We start from the raw sequence: 21799 nt of genomic DNA, 5'->3' as shown, positions 1-21799 counted from the left end.
AGGAGGTCGCCATGGAAAAAAAATGGACATCTGCGGTTTCCGTACTCGTCATAACGGCCATGTTTCTCGGCTTGTCAGGCGTGGACGGCAAGGCGGCGGCTGAACGTGCCGACCTGGTGATCAAAAACGGAAAGATCGTGACGCTCGATCCCGCCATAAACCTTACCGAAGCCCTTGCCGTTAAGGGAAACAGGATCAAAGCCGTGGGTACGACCCAGGAGATGGAAGCGCTTATCGGTCCATCCACCAAGGTCATTGATTTGAAGGGTCGACCGGTCATACCCGGCTTTATCGAAGGGCACGGACACCTGCCGGCACTGGGAAGGGTTCAGATGATGCTTGATCTGACCATGGCCCGGAATTGGGACGACATCGTCGCCATGATCGCCGAAGCTGCGCAGCGAGTCGAACCCGGGGCATGGATTCAAGGATGGGGATGGCATCAGGAGAAGTGGGATAAACCACCCAGATCCGTCATCGACGGATTGCCGACCCACCATGATCTGAGCGGAATATCGCCGCATAATCCTGTTCGATTGACCCATGCAAGCGGCCATGCATCATTTGTCAACGGGAAGGCTCTGGAACTTGCCGGCATCGGGCCGGACACGCCGGATCCGCCAGGGGGTGAAATCGTTCGCGACCCCAACGGCCAACCCATCGGCATGCTGCGTGAATCGGCCCAGGACTTTGTCCGGGATGCTTTCGAGCGGTATCAAGCCCAGCGTTCCGCCGAAGACATCAGGGCTGAACAGACGAAACAGGTTCAGCTCGCGATGAAGAAGGCCGTGTCCCATGGAATCACCACATTCCATGATTGTGGCGTGTCGTTGGACACAATCGATTTATACAAAAAATTGGCTGATGAAGGTTTATTGCAGGTTCGGCTCTATGTGATGATCAAACCGGACAAAACCCCGTTCGAGAACCTTGCAGCGTATCGTCTGGTGGATTACGGAAACGGATTTCTGACGGTTCGATCCATAAAACTATTCATGGATGGTGCGCTTGGCGCTCACGGCGCCTGGCTTCTTGAACCCTACACAGACAAACCGGAAAGTACGGGACTTCCCACGGCATCCATCGACGGCATGACCAGGGCGGCAGCGTTTGGAATTGAACACGGATTCCAGATCAACACCCATGCCATCGGCGATCGCGCGAATCGCGAAGTTTTAGACCTGTATGAAAAAGTGTTTCGAGCCCATCCGGGCCAGAGAGGCCTTCGCTGGCGAATAGAGCATGCTCAGCATCTTCATCCCGATGATATCCCGCGATTTGCGGCTCTCGGGGTCATCGCGTCCATGCAGGCGGTTCATGCAACCTCCGACGGCCCGTGGGTCATCAAACGGATCGGAGAGCAGCGGGCCCGGGAAGGGGCATATGCCTGGCGCAAACTCTGGGATTCAAAGGCCGTTGTGAGCAACGGCACGGATGCGCCGGTCGAAGATATCGATCCCATCGCCAACTTCCATGCCGCCGTTACCCGCCGCCTGCCCGATGGTTCGTCCTTTTTTCCGGAACAACGCCTTACCCGCGAGGAGGCCTTGAAGTCCTACACCGTCAACAATGCCTATGCCGCCTTCGAGGAACACATCAAAGGGACCCTGACACCGGGAAAACTGGCGGATATGGTAGTGCTGTCGGAAGACATCCTGACCGTTCCGGAAGACAGGATTGCCGGCGCCCGGGTGCTTTGTACCATCATCGATGGGAAGATTGTCTACGAAAACGATGCTGCAATACGGCATGGGGGGAGTTGATAGAAGGGAAAAAGGGCCGTGATGCTGCCCGGTCGGGTGCAAAACGGCCGCTTGTTTTCAAATGCAGCGTCAATCAATGACGAAAAAAGGAGCGACATATGAGCTTTTCAGGCAAAGAAGCGCTGATCATTGGCGGCAGCAGTGGAATGGGTCTGGAGGCGGCTATGCTGTTGGTACATGCCGGCGCCTCGGTTACGATAGTCGGCCGCCGTCGGGAAAAACTGGCGGCAGCCCGTGAAGGCTTCGATTCCCCCGATAATGTGCATATCTTCCAGTGCGATCTCACGCAAAAGGATGACGTGACCAGATTGATTTCCCACGTGCGTGATAAAATGAAGAACGTGAAGTACCTCGTCAACGCTGCGGGTGTATTCTCCCCCAAGGCTTTTCTGCAGCACACAAACGAGGACTATGATGCCTACATGGATCTTAACAAGGCCGCTTTTTTCGTGACCCAGCAGGCAGCGAAGAACATGGCTGCAAACGGCGGCGGGGCCATCGTCAACATCGGTTCCATGTGGGCGCATCAGGCCATTAAAGCCACGCCCTCATCCGCCTACTCGATGGCCAAAGCCGGCCTGCATGCCATGACCCAGCATCTGGCCATGGAACTGGCGGAATACGGCATACGCGTCAACGCAGTGGCTCCCGCAGTGGTGGAGACCCCCATATACGGCGCCTTCATCAAACCCGATGAGATTCACGAGGCGCTAAAGGCCTTCAATGATTTTCACCCTATTGGCCGAATCGGAAAACCTCTTGATGTGGCATCGGTGATCGTGTTTCTGCTTTCGGACGATGCAGGTTGGGTAACGGGTGCGATCTGGAATGTGGACGGCGGGGTCATGGCTGGACGCAATCAGTAGGGGGACGGCGCGCCGCTTTCCCTCAAGGACATAAGGTCCTGGAAAACCGGTGGGCTGCAACCCAGCCCACCGGGATAGTATGAGCGCATATGACGCCCCGGCGCAAGTCACATAAACATCCGTCCAATGGGGTATCCCATCCGGACGCCGCCTGCCGGGTATCCCATCCGGACACCCCCTGCCGGATATCCCATCCGGACACCCCCTGCCGGATATCCCATCCGGACACCCCCTGCCGGGTATCCCATCCGGACGCCCCCTGCCGGGTATCCCATCCTAACGCCCCCTGCCAAGGATTCCATCCGGACGCCCCCTGCCGGGTATCCCATCCGGACGCCCCCTGCCGGGTATCCCATCCGGACGCCCCCTGCCGGGTATCCCATCCGGACGCCCCCTGCCGGGTATCCCATCCGGACACCGCCTGCCGGATATCCCATCCGGACGCCGCCTGCCGGGTATCCCATCCGGACGCCCCCTGCCGGGTATCCCATCCGGACGCCCCCTGCCGGGTATCCCATCCGGACGCCCCCTGCCGGGTATCCCATCCGGACGCCCCCTGCCGGGTATCCCATCCGGACGCCCCCTGCCGGGTATCCCATCCGGACGCCCCCTGCCGGGTATCCCATCCGGACACCCCCTGCCGGGTATCCCATCCGGACACCCCCTGCCGGGTATCCCATCCGGACGCCCCCTGCCGGGTATCCCATCCGGACACCCCCTGCCGGATATCCCATCCGGACACCCCCTGCCGGGTATCCCATCCGGACACCCCCTGCCGGGTATCCAAAAGGAAACCCGAAGCCCCCTGGCTGCTGAAATTTTTGTGATTGTTGTTCCATGGTTTCCTCCTTTTTCTGAAATGGAATTCGTTCTGCTTTGAACGCCGGGGTTATCTCCTCAGCGCAAAGCGGAAAACCAACGGTCAAGAAACATCTGTTTGGCCCGGCAAAATTCATCCGGCTTCTGGAAACTGCCGTGCCTCATATATGCTCGAACCGGACTTCCGCCGCCGCAAATGATCCAATAAGGGCAGGAATTACAATCCGGCAAACCCAAACGGCGCTGATCAACCGCATTCAGGAGAAATCGTGTCGCGTCGGATTGCCACGCTTGGCGGATGCTTCCGTTCAGCAGGTCACCCAGCAGGAATCGGCGATCATCCGAATAAGCGGTCAAAAAGATATCCCCATCAGGATTGATCCTCAGGGTCCCCTCGATCGGATCTCCGAGATCACCTTCCCCTGTCAGCAATCGGTGAAAAAAATAATTCAAATGTCCGCAGTCAATATCCATGTATCGATACGGACCCGTGTTCAGCAATGCGATTTGAATGAGCAGACGCATCCTGGATTCATCGTCAAGGGACAATTTGTCTTCATGAACCAGGCTGCGGCCGCGATCCTCAAGCGGTGAAACATACAGTCTGTAAAACCCGCGTTCAGAAATATGCCGCGCCAAGGGTATCAAATCGTCCACATTGGTATTGGTCGGCGTGAATGCGATAATCACCTGATCTCTGGAGTGAGACGCCTCAAGTTGATCCAGAGCGGCCAGCGCTTTGGCATAGGATCCGGCGCCTCGAATCGATTCATGGGTTTCGCGGCTCGCGCCATCCAGGCTGAGCGTTACCGTTGCTCCTAATTCTCTCAAATCTTTCACGGCGGCTGAGTCGAGCAGCAGACCGTTGGTCACCACCGCTGTCACCAGATTCAGCGACCTCGCATATCCGACCAGCGCCGGCCAATCAGGGTGCAACAGCGGTTCCCCGCCGCTGAAGGTTACAGACATACCACCGAAGGTTGCGAAGTCATGCAATGCCCGGCGCACCAGAGAAGAAGACAGGGTGTGGTTGCCGCCCGGACCGGCGTCGAGATAACAGTGTTTGCATCTAAGATTACACTGGTTGGTCAACTCGATGTACAGGTGATCCGGCGGCGCCGCCTGAATGGGCAGTGAACTTGTTTCCATGAATACCCCAAAAAGCCGTTTGAGTTGGTGTCGATCCACAGACAGCATCTCTTTCGTCACATCAGCGCGAGAGATGCGACTTGTAAAGGGACATGCGTTAATAGATGACGCCGGAACGTATCGCTTCCTCATAAAGGGCCCGGCGAAAATCCTGCCGTTTCAGATGGGGAGTGTCGGTAATCGGATTGGATGTCCGATATTCACTCCAGGGAACATCGTGAATATGGATGCCGAATTCCTGGGCGCGGTCGGCAAGAGGCGTGCCCGGAAATGGGGTCATGATTGAAACAAAAGCAATCGCTCCCTTGGCGCGGACCTGAGCCGCCAGCGCTTGGGTCTTCGCAACGGATTCCGGTCGATCAAAGGGAGAACCGATTTGAAATGTAAACATCGGCTGAATTCGCGCCCCCACTACGATATCGGTAGCCCGCAGTACGTCGCTGACGGAAATATGCTTGTTCATCGAATTTATCACTTCCTGATCGCCCGATTCCACGCCGATCTCCATACCGATGCAGCCGGCGTCTTTCAGCATCTCCACCAGTTCGTGGGTAATCAAATCAAGTCGACACACGCAATGAAAACGAATGTCTAATTTTAAATCAACAAGTTGGCGGCAGATCTGTTGAACCCTTTCCGAGCTCGCGGTAAACACGTTATCGATGAAATAGATCTCTCTCAGACCCCAGATTTCCCGCAACATCACGAGTTCGGCGATGACGTTTTCAGGGCTGCGCATCCGGTAATTTCCCTCGTATGTGCTGGAGATACAGAAAATGCATTTATAAGGGCAGCCGCGGCTTGTCATGATCGTGCCGGGGCGGCCGTACGTCGCCATCGGCATCAAATGCCGGGCGGGAAATGGAATGTCATCCAGACTTTCCTCATGTTTTCGATGGGGTGTCTTCAAGACACGGTCGCCGTCGCGGAAGGCGATGCCGTTGATGAGATTGAGGTCGGGCGCTTTGTTCGCCACATGATGAAATAATTGTACCACACTCTTCTCTCCCTCGAAGCGCACGACGACATCGACAGTCTTTTCGGCCAGGACATCCTCATATCGATACGTTGTGTGCGGTCCCCCCATCGCAACAAAGGCGCCGGGCGCCTTTGCCCTGACGACCCCGGCGGCTTTCAACCCGAGGGCATAATTCTGGGTGACGCAGGTGATTCCCACGAAAGGAGGGGAAGTCCTCTCAATTGTTCGGCTTAAAAAAGCCCAGGGATCGGCCTGCTTGCTCAGATCCGCGATTTCAACTGAAATGCCTTCTTTCAGTAAGCAGGCGGCCAGATAGCCCAGGCCCAGCGGCGGACACAACGCATTAAACGAAGATTGCGCCGCGGGCGACTGCATGGGTGGGGCAACCAGAAGCACGTCGGTCATGCGATTCTCCTTTCACGAAGCCGGCCCTTAGTCACGGATTACTTCGCCCTGGCACCGGCGGCACAGAGATTCTGAAAGAATGCCATGCTCCATCAATCTCCGGATTTGATTCATCCTTTTGCCGGTCCAGATGCCTTCGAGTCCTTCATCAAATACATTCCCAAGATTGACCGAATTATTATAATCAAGTGAACAGAACGTGCAGGAGCCGTCCCAGAGAACAGCTATTGTCCGGTGGGCGTTGAAAAAAGCGCACCGCCCTTCGGCAGACTCGATAACACGATAACCCTCGGGAAGCAGTATATTCCCGAAATTGCACGCCCGTTTAAAAACAACATAAAGATTCTTGCCGATCTCGAAATAAATATCGGGATCGTTTGTTACGCGGTCGAGAACCTGTCGAACGCGCAATGCCTCGTGGGTATCGGGTATATGAGAAATTACCTGATGCGCTTGCTCCTGTTGGCGCACGAACATTGACCAGAATGTCAGCTGGTCCTCGACCTGGTACGCCTCCTCCACAAGGGGCGCTGCCGACAGAGCAACCCCTCTGCTATTCAGCATCTGAATTTCTATCCGGGGAAGATCGCTCCCTCGACGGTATCTCTCCTGAATGAGATTCTGGATTCTGCTGATTACGGCCGAATATGCAAGGGGAGCGCCGGTCTTCGAAAAATGTGAACCGTCCGGCACATTGAGGCTGATGGTGATGCTGCTGATCCCGCCGGCAAGCAGCCTGTCGATCCGTTCAGGGGTGAGAAGGCTGGCGTTGGTCACGAGGCAGAAATCAAGCCCGATGCTATGTCCGTATTCAAGGATTTCAAAGAAGCGGGGATGCAGCAACGGTTCTCCCATGACATGCAGGAACACCAGGTTTTTGATCTCGGCGTGCATCGAAAATTGAGGATTACGGTATCGATAATCGGCAATTTCCTTAAACAACCATTGCACACGCTCGAAAGGCATCCTCCCCTGTTTTCTTGTCATTGATGAAGAGGGACACCAGCTGCAGGCATAGTTGCAACGGTTGGTCAATTCAACGAAGAACCACTGAATCGGCGGAATGGCCGCCAATCGATATCGCTCGTTCATCACGGCCAGATCATGGGAAGCAATGGACAAGCCGACTCTCATCGTTCCGAGGACTCCGCCGTTTTTTCCGAACACCTCGACGGTAAACATCGCCCACGCGGATAAGGATATGTCTTGAGACCGTCGGAATGCCCGCGCCAGCCGGCGGCGAGCTGACGCACGAAGCTGAACGGAATAGAAATCGAGCCGCCAGAGATCGATTTCCAAACCTTCGGCGTAACAATCAGAAATATCGAAGGTCCAAATTCCTGCCGGTTCCTGCCAGGGAAGATTCGAGTTGGCATAAATCCCGACCCTCAGACTGAACGGCTCTCCGGGCACAAGACCTTGAAACGCCAGGGGGAACCGGCATCGATTGTCCTTGAGCCGGCATTTTTGATCATTCAAGGGCATTTTTCAACTTTCGGCCCGCTCTCCGGGAGGCGGGACTTCCTCGTCCTCCGCGATATCGAGGACGCCATAGGAAAGGGCATGGAGCACAAATTCAACTGTTTGAAATTCAATATCTTCCGCATTATCCTCCGTGTACTCCCGACAAAGTTGCTCGACAATTTCCTTCACGGTGACTCCGTTTCCAAGCTTCATCCAGATGAAACTGGCCGTTTTGTTGAATTGCCATTGAATGCCGTGTCGAATGACATAAACCGAGCCGGTTCCACGATCCTGATACCAGATATCGGTAGCAGGCCGCGGTTTGCATATTCCGACGGCCTTTATAATGGCAGCCTGCAAATACGGGGGAAACGGCGCAAGCGATGCCGGAATGGGAAAATGCACGGGGGCTTCCGGAAAGACTGTATACCCCGTTGATTCATTCGCCTGTTGAGATGCTGATATTTCCATCGTTTCTCTCCTCTTGGCCAATAAGTTTCGGGTCAGGCGCTAAAAGGGCCGGTCCGGATTACCGCCGCTGATGGGCATCTCCACGGTCCGCCCCTCGGGCACTGATGCTTCCGTTCAGACTGACCGGCGGGCTCTGAGCATGGCGAAGTTTTCCTTGACCTGGTCAGCGGTTTTGCAGCCGGGAATTACCGTTGATACGGCAGGCGCCTCGAGGACAAACCGTATCGCAAGCTGGGCGAGGGTCTCGTTCTGACGGCAATACGGCTTTAGCTGTTCCACGATGTGTGCTGTCCCGGCAATTCTTTCAGTTCCCCAAAGACTACGGATGTCACTCGGAGGAAAGTGACTGTCGCGATGGTATTTCCCGGATAAAAATCCATTTGCGAGCGGCTCCCTGGCGATGATACCGATCTGTTTTCGCGTCGCTTCGCTGAAGATCATGGTTTCAGCCTCGGGCGCGAGCAGGTTGTAGGGGACCTGAACGACTTCGGGCCAGGCGGCCGCCAAAGCTTCGACGGCATCCTGGACAAGGTTGACCGAAACCCCCAGGCAGCGGATTTTGCCCTGTTGACGCAAGGCGTCCAAAGCTTCGATCACATCGCTTCGAAACAAAATCTCCGGCGGTGGATTGTGGAGTTGGTAAAGATCGACATACTCCGTTCTTAACCTTTGGAGACTCTGGTGGAGGGCGAATCGAATATAGGCTGGATGAAAATTCTGCAGGGGAGGGCTTCGATAAAAATCATAACCGACCTTGGTGGCGATGATGACTTCATGACGGTGGCGATGCAACGCCTGGCCCAACAGCTCTTCACTGTGGCCGAAACCGTATGAATCCGCAGTGTCAAAAAAGTTACAGCCTGCTTCGCACGCTTCCCGGATCGCGCGGAGGGAGTTCCGGTCATCCGTCGGGCCGTAGCCCAGCCCCCGATGACCGCCGCCGACGGCCCAGCTGCCGAAACCGATTTCGGAGACCCGAACGCCGGTTCGACCCAGGACGCGATGCCCCGGCGTATCGGAAACAGGTGCTGGTGTCGCTATGGGAGAAGACTGATCGTGTCCAGGTCTTTTTATCATGGCTGACCCCACCCGTAAAACGGCTATGTTAAATTTTATGGATTCAGTCTGTCTGGACCACAAAAATACTAAAAAATGGATCTGCTTGAATCGCGATGCAGGGTGATTGAATATTGAAGTTCAGCGAGTTGTGGATGGGGAGAAAGAAAAAAACCAAAGCAACAAGAGAGCATCGCGTGATGCAATTTTACTGGTAGATTTTCCCTTGTCTAAATATTCTGTGTGGTCTATTTTATTAGCAGTGAACACTGCTTGGTATAACTCAGGCTAATGCTTATTACATTGGGAAACATTTGTCAAGAAAAAAACAGCATCCGCCCTCGGCGTGATTCAACAGGATGATGGATCAGGACGCGTTGACGAAATGGACAACAACCACAAAAAGAGGGTTGCATGAATCGGCTTTCCAAGCGTGAGCTGAAATCCTTCGCGGCACAAATGCCCAAGATCGAGCTTCACGTTCATCTAGAAGGGGCTATTCCCATGGACACCCTGTTCGGACTGATTCGCAGCAGCCGGATGGATAGTTCAGTGAGGGATATGGCGGACCTGGAGAAAAAGATGACCTACCGGGATTTCGCGCACTTCATTGAAACCTGGATTTGGAAAAACCAGTTCATCCATCAAGAAAGCGATTTTGAAAAGATCGGTTACGATGTATTAAAAGACCTCCATCGCCAGAATGTCAGATACGTTGAAGCCTTTTATTCACCTGGTGATTTTTCTAAACAAGGACTGTCGGTTAAAGGAATTACCTCGAGCTTGATTCGCGCCGCGCGACGGGCGACGAAAGATTTTGGAATCCAGAGCCGCCTCATTATTGATCTGGTCAGGGATGATGGTCCGGACGTCGGCATGGAAAGACTCGATGAGGTGACGCCCTTCCTGGGAAACGGCGTTGTCGGCATCGGACTTGGCGGAAGTGAACCGGAGTATCCGGCGGGTGCCTGGGCTGGAATCTACAAAGAGGCAAAAAGAAGAGGTTTCAGGTTGACCGCTCACGCGGGTGAAGCCGCGGGACCTGAATCGGTCTGGGCGGCGCTGAATGACTTGAATGTGGAGCGGATTGGGCACGGCGTGAGAGCCGGCGAAGATCCACGGTTGATTTCCTATCTATCCGAGAAACAAATTCCATTGGAAATGTGCATCACGAGCAATTTGAAGACCGGGGTCGTTCCTGACCTCAAAGCGCATCCCATAGTGGATTATTTCAAACGAGACCTCTTGGTTACCGTCAACTCTGACGATCCGACCCTCTTTAACACCTCCATTACCCAAGAATATGTTACGCTGATCGACGGGTTGGACTTTACCCTGGATGACCTGAAAAAACTGTCTCTCAACGCGATTAAAGCGTCATTCATGGAAACAAGCGAAAAAGAAGGATTCAGATCACGTTTTGAGACAGAGTGGAAAAACTGTCTATCCAGCTACCGGTGAGCATCGAAAAAGCCTGGGAGCTGCTCGCCCAGGCAGTCGATGGCGTCATCGGTGGTGTCAGTAGGGGCACGGCGCGCCGTGCCCCTACGCGACGCCCCCCTGCAATGAAAGAATTCGGCTGCCCAGTGCCCGATTCCCTCCCGACGATTGTCCGATCGTTCAAATCCGCCGCCGCCAAACGCATCAGCGAATTGCACCGAACCCTTTCCGCAAAATCATGGCAACGCAATTATTTTTGTGCCCGCAAAATGTGTCGCGGCGGTTCTTGACGATGATATCGGTGTACTCCTTGAAGTTGGCGCCTTCGCGCATACTACGCTCAGCCCCGAAAACCAGAACAAAATGCGCTTTTTTTTATTCCGATCAGGTAGTTATGATCGTGTATGGATACTGTTTAGAAAAACCCTTTTATTTGCTGCAGAACGCTGCAAATCAGCCGCACAGATTTTGCATCGGCTGTATTTGCCTTGTCATGCATTCAGATGGCTTTAAACCACTCAGAATCAACCGTAATTTTTTCAACCATCTCTTTTTTTATTCCCAATCCCAATTCCTTGAGTTTGTCCGCAAGTTGATCACCATCAACCAAGTCTATTGGTGGCGCACCATCTCTTGTAGCTTCCTTGGTGGCATCACGGGTAAAAGTCCCAGTTGTAATAAATAATCCTTTATCGGCGCGACCAATCATAGCACCGCGAAAATCGCGAATTTCCGAAGCAGTTACTGTTCCTTTATATTTTTTACACTGAAAGATTACATGAAAACTCAGCAAGCCGCTTAATCGCATAATGCCTTTACCGTCAATACCACCATCGCCGGAACGACCAGTCACCTCAACTTGTATGAAACCAGATTCTCTCAAAATTCTTTTCGCTAATCGCTCGAAAGCATCTGGTGACATATCATTTATGAGAACATGATGGAGCATACTGCGCCAGGATTCAGCTTCGTCTGGGATTTCTATTTCTGAATCCTCTTCAGTAGAAGTTTCCTTTTCGGCAATTTCTTTCTGCCGTTTGTGTTCCTCTCGTACTGTTTTAACAACCTGTTGTGGGTCTACTGATTTTACATCACGCTTATCTGCAACTATGAGCCAGATTCCTCTATCGGAATTTTCCAGCAAACCGTATTTTTTTAAGTAGGTACGTGCCCATGCCAATCGATATTCGATTTCTGTTTGACTGCTTTTTTCCGGGTTGTGTGGTATGTTCAAGACATCTTCAGGCAGACCGGATAGTTCAGAAACTTTCTGGGATATTTCCTCAATTGAACCAGACCCTCCTAATTCGTGCAAAGCTTGAAGAAGCGGATTCATAAGTTCATGATATTTTGGCATCTGACTGTTTCTTTTCATAACAAACCTACTTCCGTTTTTAGCTTTTCAGTAAAACCGATCATCTGTTTGAGAATCAGCTCGTTTCCCCGCTTGCCATGCTTCTTCTATTGAAAATAGGCAACACCTCAAACAAATCCCATTTTATTAGCGCCGCCTCCAAATCCGAGCGCGATTTTAAAACTTTTCTTCTATCCGGTCAATGCGCACAAGTACCTATTGCCGTATAGGTATAAATACCTATCGGCCTGATCCAGCATAATAAGGTGATGAAAACAGATGGAGATCGGTTTTCCATTACGATCTTCGGAAAGCCGAGTACATTCGGCATCCCGAACGTCTTGACAAATGTAGCCTTGTGGCTACAATACCATTATAATCGAAACTCGCAAAATAGAAATTTTTGCCAAATAGATCGAACGGTTACATGACATCCATACTCATGAGCGGATCCTCGTGCGGATCGAAATATAGGAGTAAACCATGGCAAAAACCAAAACCGCCGGATGTGATGTCGCGAAACATATAGGTACCCGGGAAGAAATGGCGGCTTATCTTGAAGCCTGCCTCGAGGAGGCAAACGGCGACGCGGCATTCATTGCCAAGGCCCTGGGGGATATCGCGCGGGCAAAAGGTATGACCCAGGTCGCACGAAACGCCGGCCTGTCTCGGGAAAGCCTTTATAAAGCACTCTCGGGAGAAAGAACCCCGGGGTTTGACACAATACTCAAGGTTATCAGCGCCCTTGGATTGAAATTACACGTGGAAGCGATCCATCTACGTCAACGGCAGAAACAATATGCCCAATCCAAACCAGGATAACGAGAACTGGACAGTAAATACAGATCACACCAGAAAAGCTGAAATCATGAATCAGGCTACGGCCGATAAAGTACAACGACTGTTTCCAGACCAAAATCATAGACGATCCAGCAGATTTATGATCAGATCGATAAAGGCGATTTTAAAAAGGCCCATGAGACGATTGGCAAGTTGAAGAACCGTATTGGCGAAGACCCGGAGTTGATCAAGGCATCTGTGCTGATCAAGCGCAAGGAATTGATCGGCAAATGAAGCATATTGTGAAGCGGGCCGAGCCAAAAGATTTCAGCGATTGGAAATCACTTGCGAATGCTGATTGGGAGCCCACGTATGACGAACTCCGCGGGGCACCCAAAAATAATGCAAGTGTCCTCAACGTTCAAAACAGGATGTAAAAAAATGCAAATGCATTTCTATTGACTTTGGGATCTTTATGCACAATGTTAATTTTCAAATAACTTTTATTTCCTTTCTCCAATTCATCTTTCGCATCCATTTCTCTTTACACCGCCTACTATATTGCCTTCGGAATCCCTCAAATATCTCATAATTTCAGGATTAATGAACTGAGTCTGATCCATTGGCTTGAAAAACACTGTAGCCTCTAAACCAAACATGTCTTTCTCATCTTAGAAGAAAAGATTTTCCATAAAAATCAGACTGGATATTGTAACAAGGCAATAATGCCCCATGCCCCTGCGGGTTGCTGAGATTTCGTCGGCGACACAAAAGCATTGGTTCGTTCATTCCGCGACTGACTGATATCGTGCTGACTTTATAAGAATCCACTTATCAGTCTGCGTATAGGGAGGATAACCTATGAGCGAGATTACAATTACTCGGTTCGCTAACCGTTTGAATCCTGCAAAATATATCAATAATGAAGCCGGCAACTTGACCGTTGGACTCATTCAACGGGACTGGTTGAGTGCACAGTGGCAAATCGAGCCTGTTCCCGGCACTTCTTACGTTCGATTCAAGAATCTTTCGAAGCCGGATAATTATCTGCATATCGAGGGAGGTATTCCAGAGGCCGGGCCAATTGAACCTGGATGGCTCAGTTCTCAATGGCAGTCCATAGTCGTGCAGGGCACGGCTTTTGTAAGAATCCGCAACCGTTTACCCCAGGTTCGGTATGCGCATATCGAGTCAGGTCAGATTGATGCAGGTCATGTCGAACCCGGATGGCTCAGCGCCCAGTGGTTGTTGGAGCAGGTTCAAGGGACCTCCTTTGTCAGGATCAGGAGTCGTTGGAAACCCGACCACGGCCTGCATATCGAAAGCGGAGTCTTGAGCGCTGGTCCCGTGGCGCCGGGGATGTTGAGTGGGCAGTGGTCGATGGAAAAAGTCGCGGGAACATCCTTCTTTCGGTTCAAGAACCGATGGAAGCCTGATCAATATTTTCACATCGAAAGTGGTCGAACCGAAGCCGGTCCTGTTCAACAGGGATGGCTCAGCGCCCAATGGCTTCTCGAGCCGGTGCCGGGAACGGCCTTCGTATGGTTAAGGAATCGTTGGGAGCTTGACCGTTACCTCCATATCGAACGCGGTATTTTGGAGGCAGGGCCAATTGAGCCGGGATGGTTAAGCGCTCAATGGCTGACAGGTATGTCCATGCCCGTTGCGTCTCTCGGTGAACCTCTGACCGGCGTGTATTCCGTTCAGGGCGGCGACGCGCGTCTTTTTGAGCGCGGCATGATTGTCAACGGCGCAGGAGGCCGGGTCGTCGTATCGTTCGCCTTCCCGATGATAGGCCGGCCCAGTATCGTAACCGGTGATCCTGCCAAAACACGCCTGTTCGAGGACAGCGTAATCAATTTTCAGTCAGGCAAATGGCAACTTGAGCAAATCGTACCGCTGATTCAGAACGCACTCGCCGGACGTCTTGTGCTGGTGCCAACCGGTCAACCCGCTATTCCGGTTCCCTTGATTATCGGACCGGAGACCATCGATCAGTCGGGAGATTATGGTATCATGGTAACTGTTTCCACCCTCCAGGAAAGGCAACTTTACGATGTGGCGATCATCGCTGACGGCAATCAATGGCGTATCGCGCCCCATGCCGTCTATTATCGCCGAACCTGGACCGATTTCGGGATCGCGCATATCACCGATATACATGTCGCCCGCCGCATCGATCAGTTTCGGAAGCTTCTCTCACAGGCAGGTCGCGCAGAGGCTGCGCAGCGCATGTACAACTGGAACGATCGCTTCCGGGGATTCGTACGGTACGCCAACTATCTGCATGGGATCGGCGCATTGGATGTGATTCTCGCCACCGGCGACCTCTACGATTACATCTACGAGGACGATGATGACCCGATCGGTGGCGGGAACGCCGAGTTCTTTCGGAAGCTTATCCTGGGACAAGCACCCGGGCCGGACTTCCCCGATGTCGAGGAGCTACTTGTCCCGATCTTCATGGTGCCCGGCAACCACGACTATCGGAAACACCCTTACAAACTCATCTTCGATATCCACTTTGGCGGCACCGCGCTCGGCATGCATCTCGGCATAGATATCGAGCGAATCACGAACTTCTCCGGGTATCATCTCCTCCGACAGGATGCAATCGTGTTGGGCAACCGCCTCGATGGCCGCTCCAGCCCCTTCGAGTTGATCGGCGGAGGGGTGCCGAATGTTGGGGTGGACGGTGCCGAGCGGATGGTTGAGGTGGATCCGGAGATCAAGGCGTACAAAGCGTTCCTGGCAGACCGTGGATCCTACGTCGTGCGGTTGGGCGCCCATCGCATCGCGATGCTCGACAGTGCCCACGACGTCGGCATGATAACCGGTATCATGGATGGATTGCGGATAAGGTTTGGAAACGCAAGTGAGGACGAAAAGACATTCGTCGGCGGCTCCCCAAACTGTGAGGGAATTTCCTCTGAAGAACTCGCGATGGTTTCTGATGCTCTGGCGGAGACGCCGGACGGCGGCCTTTTTATCTTGGGCGTGCACGCGCCGTTGTTCAACCTCTGGAATAATGAATACCCTTATTTTTTGCGCCGGACGCAACGCCCGGCCCAGCGGGGCCAGGATCACGCGTTCCTTGCCCGAATCCGCCCTCTTCTCAAAAAGAACATCAAGATAATCGAGAAAGCGGTGGAAGCCAGTCACCCGCTCTGGTTCGCCGGAGAGCACGACCACAGTGCTCCCCGGTTCGTCAAGCGCGTGGACAGCCAGGACCTGCTCGACTACGGAGTCTCGCGGGGTAACGCCGAGGCCTTGATTCAGCTCCTGGCGGGAGTCGGATCACACCGTCCCGCTGATGTCGTGCTGGCCGGTCACACCCACCACCACAATGAATTCATCGTCAGAACGATGCAGACCGGCGAGCTCGCTTTCTACATGGATTACTACGCCCAGAATCCAGTGAACTATTACCCGACCCGATTTACAAGGGGTTGGGAAGATATTGTGGGGGCTAAAGTACCGGAAACCGACGTGACCTACGTCGAGATAGCCGAGGATGCGCCACCTGATGCTGCTCCCCAGCCGTTACCCTACGATACGATGTACAATTACCAACTTCAGGTGCCCCCCTATCCGAATCCGCTGTCATCCTCGCCCGATCCGCGTGCCTGGTGGTCCGAGCATCGCCCTTTGGTTCTGCAGACCGGCGCACTGGGACCACTCGAAAACTCGCAAATCAGCTTCACTGGGTTTCGGATTTTGTCTGTGAAAAACGATGTCATTGATAGGATTCACTTCATCTCGACCGCAAAGCTGGAAACAAACCAGTACCGGCTTGCATGGGAGGAGGCAATCCGACCGGATCCACCGTTTAAACCGGGGTTCAAGGAAGCCGCTCCGCGGCAGTAGCAGTTGACGTCGTTGAGCTTTTGATATCACCCACTCCGTCTCCATCCCGCCAACATGCTTCAATAAAATAGATATGATACCTCTCCTTAGGGAACCTTATCAACCTCAAACAAAGGAGAGGTATCATGACAAAACCCAAAACACTTCAGACCCCTTGGTATGACGAAGCCATCAAGGCCTTTCAATTGGCCGGCATGAGCGAAAGCACCCAGCAGACCTATGCCCGAGCTGTACGCAAGCTCATTGAATTTTACAACAAAGAGCCCCAAAAAATAACAGAGGACGAGTTAAAAAAATATTTCCTGCACCTCCGAAACGAGGCCAATTGGGCGCCGTCAACCATGAAAATCTGCTTCTGTGCCCTGAAGTTTTTCTTCATCAATGTGCTTCAGCGAAAATGGCCGCTGTTTGAATACCTCAAGGCACAAAAAGAAAACCGCCTTCCGAGCGTGCTCAGCCCTGACGAGGTTCGGAAGATCCTGAGCCGTGTCCGTACGTTCCACAACTACACATTCCTGGTCACCGTTTACACCTGCGGGCTTCGGCTCAAGGAGGCTCTTTACCTGCAAGTATCCGACATTGATGGAAAACGCATGATGATTCATATTCACCGAGGCAAAGGATCCAAAGACCGATACGTGCCCTTGCCCGAGGAAACCTACCACTTGCTCCGTCGATACTGGCTGGTCCATCGAAATCCCGTTCTGATCTTCCCGGCTCTGGGCAGGAGCGGAAAGAGCGCTTCCACGTCCGAAACCCCGATGTCCATTGACAGCGTTCAGGGCGCCTTTCGGGCTGCAAGAGAGCAGGCCGGCATTATTAAACGACACGTTTCCATTCATACCCTTCGCCACTCCTATGCAACCTATTTGCTGGAGCAGGGCGTGAACATTCGGGTCATCCAACGCTACCTGGGACATGCCAGGCTCGAAACCACTATGGTCTATCTGCATCTCACCCAAAAAGGACAGGAGGATGCCTATCAGATCATCAACCAGAGCATGAGGGGTTTCGAAAATGGTCGCCATTCAAAACATCTTTCGCGAGCATGCGCCGGCATATCTTGAAAAATACGGTGACCGGATGCCCCGGAACCACCGGAGCGTCATCGATGCCATCCTGTCATGCCGAACACCGGCATGCGGTATGACCGTATACGAATGCGCCGGATGTGGAAAACACCACCATATTTTTCGCTCCTGCGGCAACCGCCACTGCCCGGCATGCCAGAATCAAAAGGCACTGGACTGGATGGATCGCCAGTTGGACCGACAGGTGCCGGGGCCATATTTCATGATCACCTTCACCGTCCCGAAGGAGATTCGTCGCTTTTTCAGAAGCCGGCAGAGCATTGCCTATGACGCCCTTTTCAAGGCGTCTTCGGCGGCCATGAAAAAGTTGGTCAGGGATGGAAAGTTCATCGGCGGAGATGTCCCCGGCTTCTTCGGCGTGCTCCACACCTGGGGCCGAACCTTGAACTACCATCCACATATCCATTATGTGGTTGCCGGCGGGGCATGGTCAAAAGACGACAACGCATGGCATCCGTCCAGGCCGGACTTCTATGTTCCCAACAAAGCGCTGTCCCGGATCTGTCGGGCGAAATTCAGGGACCTGATGCGTGACGCCGGCATGAGCCGCCTTATCGACCCTGGTATTTTCCGGGAAGGCTGGAATGTGAACATCCAGCCGGTCGGGGCGGCCGAGCAGAGCATCCGCTATCTGTCGCACTATGTATTCAAGGTGGCGATCTCCGATCATCGGATCGTCGATGCAGCCGACGGCACGGTCACGTTTTCGTATAAAAAGCCGAAGAGCCGTCGCACCCGCTACATGGAGCTCGATGCCCAGGATTTTATGAGCCGGTTTTTGCAGCATTCCCTGCCGCCCGGATTCATGAAGGTGCGCTACTATGGGTTCATGCACTCCTGCAGCGGCGTTCCGCTTGAAAACGTCCGGGCATCCATCGAGATGATGCACGCCTTTGAGCTGGTGGTTCCGGAAACGCCCAGGGATACCCGTGAAAAGAGCGGGCCGACCTGCCCGGATTGCGGAGGCGAGCTGAAATATTGCTATTCGGTGCTGCCGCACCAGGTGCCGGAATATCGCGGACCCGGGTAGCTTCAGCGACCCGTAAAAATGGTTTTCAAAGAGCGAGCCTTGAACCGCAAAACCGAATCGTTGGCGCGGCCAGGCCGGCTGCGGCCTTTACTCGGAATATCAGCAAAATAGACGGCTATTCATAGCGACTTTAAACGGCATCATCACTGTCTTCGGCAAAGTTTTCGCGTCGAGGCAGTGATGACTCCTCCAAAACGCTTCGACATATCTGTAAGATCAGCAACCTGTTCAAAGCAATCCCCTTATAATTGGCTCCTTTAAAACCGGGCTTCATGAACTCAGGTTTGATTCTGACCGGGAAGGACGTTCGGCTTTTCATGGGTTATTTCTTGCTGCCCGGTCAGATCAAACCTTATGGGTTGCTGCCCTGGGCCGGCGTTTCCGAGGGCCGCAGTAAGCCCGGTGCGCCGATTACCGCTGTGATGAGCGGTTCGGACCGGGTCACGCTGTTTGCGACCGATCCCAATGGCGGCATCTACACCGCTTCGGGCAGCCCTCAGGGCGGTTGGGGACCCTGGGCCGGCGTTTCCGAGGGCCGCAGTAAGCCCGGTGCGCCGATTACCGCTGTGATGAGCGGTCCGGACCGGGTCACGCTGTTTGTGACCGATCCCAATGGCGGCATCTACACCGCTTCGGGCAGCCCTCAGGACGGTTGGGGACCCTGGGCCGGCGTTTCCGAGGGCCGCAGTACGCCCGGTGCGCCGATTGCCGCTGTGATGAGCGGTTCGGACCGGGTCACGCTGTTTGTGACCGATCCCAATGGCGGCATCTACACCGCTTCGGGCAGCCCTCAGGGCGGTTGGGGACCCTGGGCCGGCGTTTCCGAGGGCCGATGTAAGCCCGGTGCGCCGATTGCCGCTGTGATGAGCAATTCGGACCGGGTCACGCTGTTTGTGACCGATCCCAATGGCGGCATCTACACCGCTTCAGGCAGCCCTCAGAACGGTTGGGGACCCTGGGCCGGCGTTTCCGAGGGCCGCAGCACGCCCGGTGCGCCGATTGCCGCTGTGATGAGCGGTCCGGACCGGGTCACGCTGTTTGTGGCCGATACCAATGGCGGCATCTACACCGCTTCGGGCAGCCTTCAGGACGGTTGGGGACCCTGGGCCGGCGTTTCCGAGGGCCGCAGTACGCCCGGTGCGCCGATTGCCGCTGTGATGAGCGGTTCGGACCGGGTCACGCTGTTTGTGACCGATCCCAATGGCGGCATCTATACAATAAGCATTAAGCTCCGGAAATTGTGAAGCAGTCACGAGTGATGTGCTGCGGGATCGATGCAATAACAAAATAAATCTCTTTACAAAAAAAAGCCATTCATTTATTGAGGTAAATAAATAATACGATCAAGTCCTACCCACTTTCACCCGAAGGCAAAGATTGATGCCTACCCCAGCTTTCCCCCGGCTGGATAGTTTTTGCGTGAAAACATAACGCCTCTCTGCTTGAAAAGGTATGGCAAAACCATGCACGGAAAAGCGATACCTCTTAAATTTCCCCAATAGAGCCTCCATCGGACCATTCGGTCCAGCAGGAGGCTTTTCTATTTCTTTTCATGATAAAACCAAACCTATCGTGAGATAGGGACGGAAAGCCACGGATCTTAATGAGATAGCCGGGTTGCCTTGAAAAAAGGTAATTCGGCTTTTTTCTTCCCGAGTGTCTTAACCATTTCAATAAGGAGGGGTATATGAGGCATACAATTCTTATCTTTACCTTTATCGCGTTCTTGTCTTTTATGGGCGGGATAGCGAAAGCTCAGGAGCTGGATTGGGTAAAACAGGCCGGTGGCGTTGATGGGGATGGTGACTCCTGCATCGCTGTAGATAAATGGGGAAATAGTTACGTGACGGGTCATTTCGATGGTACCGCGACCTTTGGTGCGGGAGAAGCCAATGAAACCGAACTGACGAGCGCTGGTAATATTGATAGTGATATCTTTATCGCCAAGTATGACCGTAATGGCGGCATAGTGTGGGCAAGACAGGCCGGTGGTATTGATTGGGATAGAGGCTCCGGCATCGCTGTAGATCAATGGGGGAATAGTTATGTGACGGGTCATTTCATGGGTACGGCAACCTTTGGCGCGGGAGAAGGCAATGAAACCGAGCTGACGAGTACTGGTTATCAGGATATCTTCATCGCCAAGTATAATCGGAATGGCCGCTTGATCTGGGCAAAACAGGCCGGTGGTATTGATTGGGATAGTGACTCCGGCAACGCTGTAGCTGTGGATAAATGGGGGAATAGTTATGTGACGGGTGATTTTCAGGGCACAGCGACCTTTGGTGCGGGAGAAGCCAATGAAACCGTGCTGACGAGTACTGGTTATCGGGAGATCTTTATCGCCAAGTATGACCGCAATGGCGGCCTGGTGTGGGCAAAACAGGCCAGTGGTACTAATGGCTATAATTATAGCTCCGACATCGCTGTAGATAAATGGGGAAATAGTTATGTGACGGGTGATTTCATGGATACAGCAACCTTTGGTGCAGGGGAAGCCAATGAGACCGAGCTGACGACGAGTGATGGTGATATCTTTATCGCCAAGTATGACCGCAATGGCCGTTTGATCTGGGCAAAACAGGCCGGCGATATTGATTGGGATAGAGGCTCCGCCATCGCTGTGGATAAATGGGGAAATAGTTATATAACGGGTTTTTTCGCGGGTACGGCAACCTTTGGTACGGGAGAAGCCAATGAAATCGAGCTGATAAGCGCTGGTTACCAGGATATCTTTATCGCCAAGTATGACCGCAATGGCGGCCTGGTGTGGGCAAAACAGACCAGCGGTCCTGGCGGCTATGAGGATGGAGGCTCGGGCATCGCTGTAGATAAATGGGGAAATAGTTATGTGACGGGTGATTTTCAGGGCACAGCGACCTTTGGTGCGGGGGAAGCCAACGAAACCGCGCTGACGAGCGCGAACCCCAGTGGTAGTGACGGCGATGGTGCTGATATCTTTATTGCCAAGTATGACCGCAATGGCCGCCTGGTGTGGGCAACACAGGCCGGCGGCTTCAGCCTTGATACCGGCACCGACATCGCTTTAGATAGATGGGGAAATATTTATGTGACGGGTGGTTTCTGGAATGCAGCGGTCTTTGGCGCGGGGGAAGCCAACGAAACCGCGCTGACGAGCGCTGGTCAAGTCGATATCTTTATCGCCAAGTATAAAAACGGGAAAGAAGCACTACCCGTTTCTCAAAAAATCCCGTCCATCAGATTTAAATAATATATATCTCTCTGCGAATGGGTTCTATGCACC

At 53.3% G+C, this 21799-nt stretch carries 16 protein-coding genes and 1 riboswitch; of the genes, 9 read left to right on the top strand and 7 right to left on the bottom strand.

What is annotated here, in order from left to right:
- Positions 1 to 11 precede the first annotated feature (11 nt).
- Both dmul_RS02220 and dmul_RS02215 read left to right on the top strand, forming a co-directional pair.
- Entirely contained in the window at positions 12 to 1763 is a 1752-nt protein-coding gene (locus dmul_RS02220; RefSeq protein WP_020878613.1) for an amidohydrolase, read from the top strand.
- Between the two features lie 98 nt (positions 1764 to 1861).
- The gene (locus dmul_RS02215) at positions 1862 to 2629 is read left to right on the top strand and encodes an SDR family NAD(P)-dependent oxidoreductase (protein ID WP_020878612.1); all 768 of its coding nucleotides are present in this window, start codon (positions 1862 to 1864) and stop codon (positions 2627 to 2629) included.
- 107 nt (positions 2630 to 2736) lie between these two features.
- On the opposite strand, the gene dmul_RS20005 is transcribed toward dmul_RS02215, so the two are convergent.
- From dmul_RS20005 to dmul_RS02185, 6 genes are all read right to left on the bottom strand, one after another.
- Positions 2737 to 3468: a DUF4573 domain-containing protein gene (locus dmul_RS20005; RefSeq protein ID WP_156775331.1), complete on the bottom strand. Its 732-nt coding sequence runs from the start codon at positions 3466 to 3468 to the stop codon at positions 2737 to 2739.
- Positions 3469 to 3526: 58 nt separating this feature from the next.
- Positions 3527 to 4597, bottom strand: coding sequence for a radical SAM/SPASM domain-containing protein (locus dmul_RS02205; RefSeq protein WP_020875275.1), 1071 nt, complete (start codon positions 4595 to 4597; stop codon positions 3527 to 3529).
- Between the two features lie 97 nt (positions 4598 to 4694).
- Positions 4695 to 5981, bottom strand: a complete 1287-nt coding sequence (locus dmul_RS02200; RefSeq protein ID WP_020875274.1) for a B12-binding domain-containing radical SAM protein — start codon at positions 5979 to 5981, stop codon at positions 4695 to 4697.
- A 27-nt stretch (positions 5982 to 6008) separates the two neighbouring features.
- Complete coding sequence (locus dmul_RS02195; protein ID WP_159449745.1) at positions 6009 to 7055, bottom strand: radical SAM protein; 1047 nt, start codon at positions 7053 to 7055, stop codon at positions 6009 to 6011.
- Positions 7056 to 7469: 414 nt separating this feature from the next.
- Positions 7470 to 7937 (bottom strand): PqqD family protein, encoded by a 468-nt coding sequence (locus tag dmul_RS02190; protein WP_156775330.1) that lies wholly within the window; start codon positions 7935 to 7937, stop codon positions 7470 to 7472.
- A gap of 93 nt (positions 7938 to 8030) precedes the next feature.
- On the bottom strand, positions 8031 to 8993 hold the full coding sequence (locus dmul_RS02185) for an aldo/keto reductase (RefSeq protein ID WP_020875271.1): 963 nt from the start codon (positions 8991 to 8993) through the stop codon (positions 8031 to 8033).
- Between the two features lie 393 nt (positions 8994 to 9386).
- On the opposite strand from dmul_RS02185, the gene add reads away from it, so the two are divergent.
- Positions 9387 to 10433, top strand: coding sequence for an adenosine deaminase (gene add, locus dmul_RS02180; RefSeq protein ID WP_020875270.1), 1047 nt, complete (start codon positions 9387 to 9389; stop codon positions 10431 to 10433).
- Between the two features lie 478 nt (positions 10434 to 10911).
- Here the strand turns inward: add and dmul_RS02175 are convergent, their stop codons facing one another.
- Complete coding sequence (locus dmul_RS02175) at positions 10912 to 11787, bottom strand: restriction endonuclease (protein WP_020878855.1); 876 nt, start codon at positions 11785 to 11787, stop codon at positions 10912 to 10914.
- Between the two features lie 462 nt (positions 11788 to 12249).
- Between dmul_RS02175 and dmul_RS02170 the strand changes: the two genes are divergently transcribed.
- The 6 genes from dmul_RS02170 to dmul_RS02145 all read left to right on the top strand — a co-directional run bounded on the left by dmul_RS02170 (position 12250) and on the right by dmul_RS02145 (position 21766).
- Positions 12250 to 12588, top strand: a complete 339-nt coding sequence (locus tag dmul_RS02170) for an addiction module antidote protein (protein ID WP_020878856.1) — start codon at positions 12250 to 12252, stop codon at positions 12586 to 12588.
- Between the two features lie 819 nt (positions 12589 to 13407).
- The gene (locus dmul_RS02165) at positions 13408 to 16413 is read left to right on the top strand and encodes an RICIN domain-containing protein (RefSeq protein WP_070962221.1); all 3006 of its coding nucleotides are present in this window, start codon (positions 13408 to 13410) and stop codon (positions 16411 to 16413) included.
- Positions 16414 to 16538: 125 nt separating this feature from the next.
- A complete protein-coding gene (locus tag dmul_RS02160; protein ID WP_020875449.1) occupies positions 16539 to 17480 on the top strand; it encodes a site-specific integrase in 942 nt (313 codons plus the stop codon).
- Complete coding sequence (locus dmul_RS02155; protein ID WP_020875448.1) at positions 17431 to 18534, top strand: IS91 family transposase; 1104 nt, start codon at positions 17431 to 17433, stop codon at positions 18532 to 18534. Before dmul_RS02160 ends, dmul_RS02155 begins: the two co-directional genes overlap by 50 nt.
- Before the next feature lie 272 nt (positions 18535 to 18806).
- Positions 18807 to 19778, top strand: a complete 972-nt coding sequence (locus tag dmul_RS02150) for a PLL family lectin (protein ID WP_153302741.1) — start codon at positions 18807 to 18809, stop codon at positions 19776 to 19778.
- A gap of 306 nt (positions 19779 to 20084) precedes the next feature.
- Positions 20085 to 20159, top strand: a riboswitch (cyclic di-GMP riboswitch).
- 62 nt (positions 20160 to 20221) lie between these two features.
- A complete protein-coding gene (locus dmul_RS02145) occupies positions 20222 to 21766 on the top strand; it encodes an SBBP repeat-containing protein (RefSeq protein ID WP_020878144.1) in 1545 nt (514 codons plus the stop codon).
- The last annotated feature ends 33 nt before the right edge of the window (positions 21767 to 21799 follow it).

This window comes from Desulfococcus multivorans (assembly GCF_001854245.1).
GTDB classification, from domain to species: domain Bacteria; phylum Desulfobacterota; class Desulfobacteria; order Desulfobacterales; family Desulfococcaceae; genus Desulfococcus; species Desulfococcus multivorans.
This window is presented reverse-complemented; position numbering and strand designations above follow the sequence as displayed.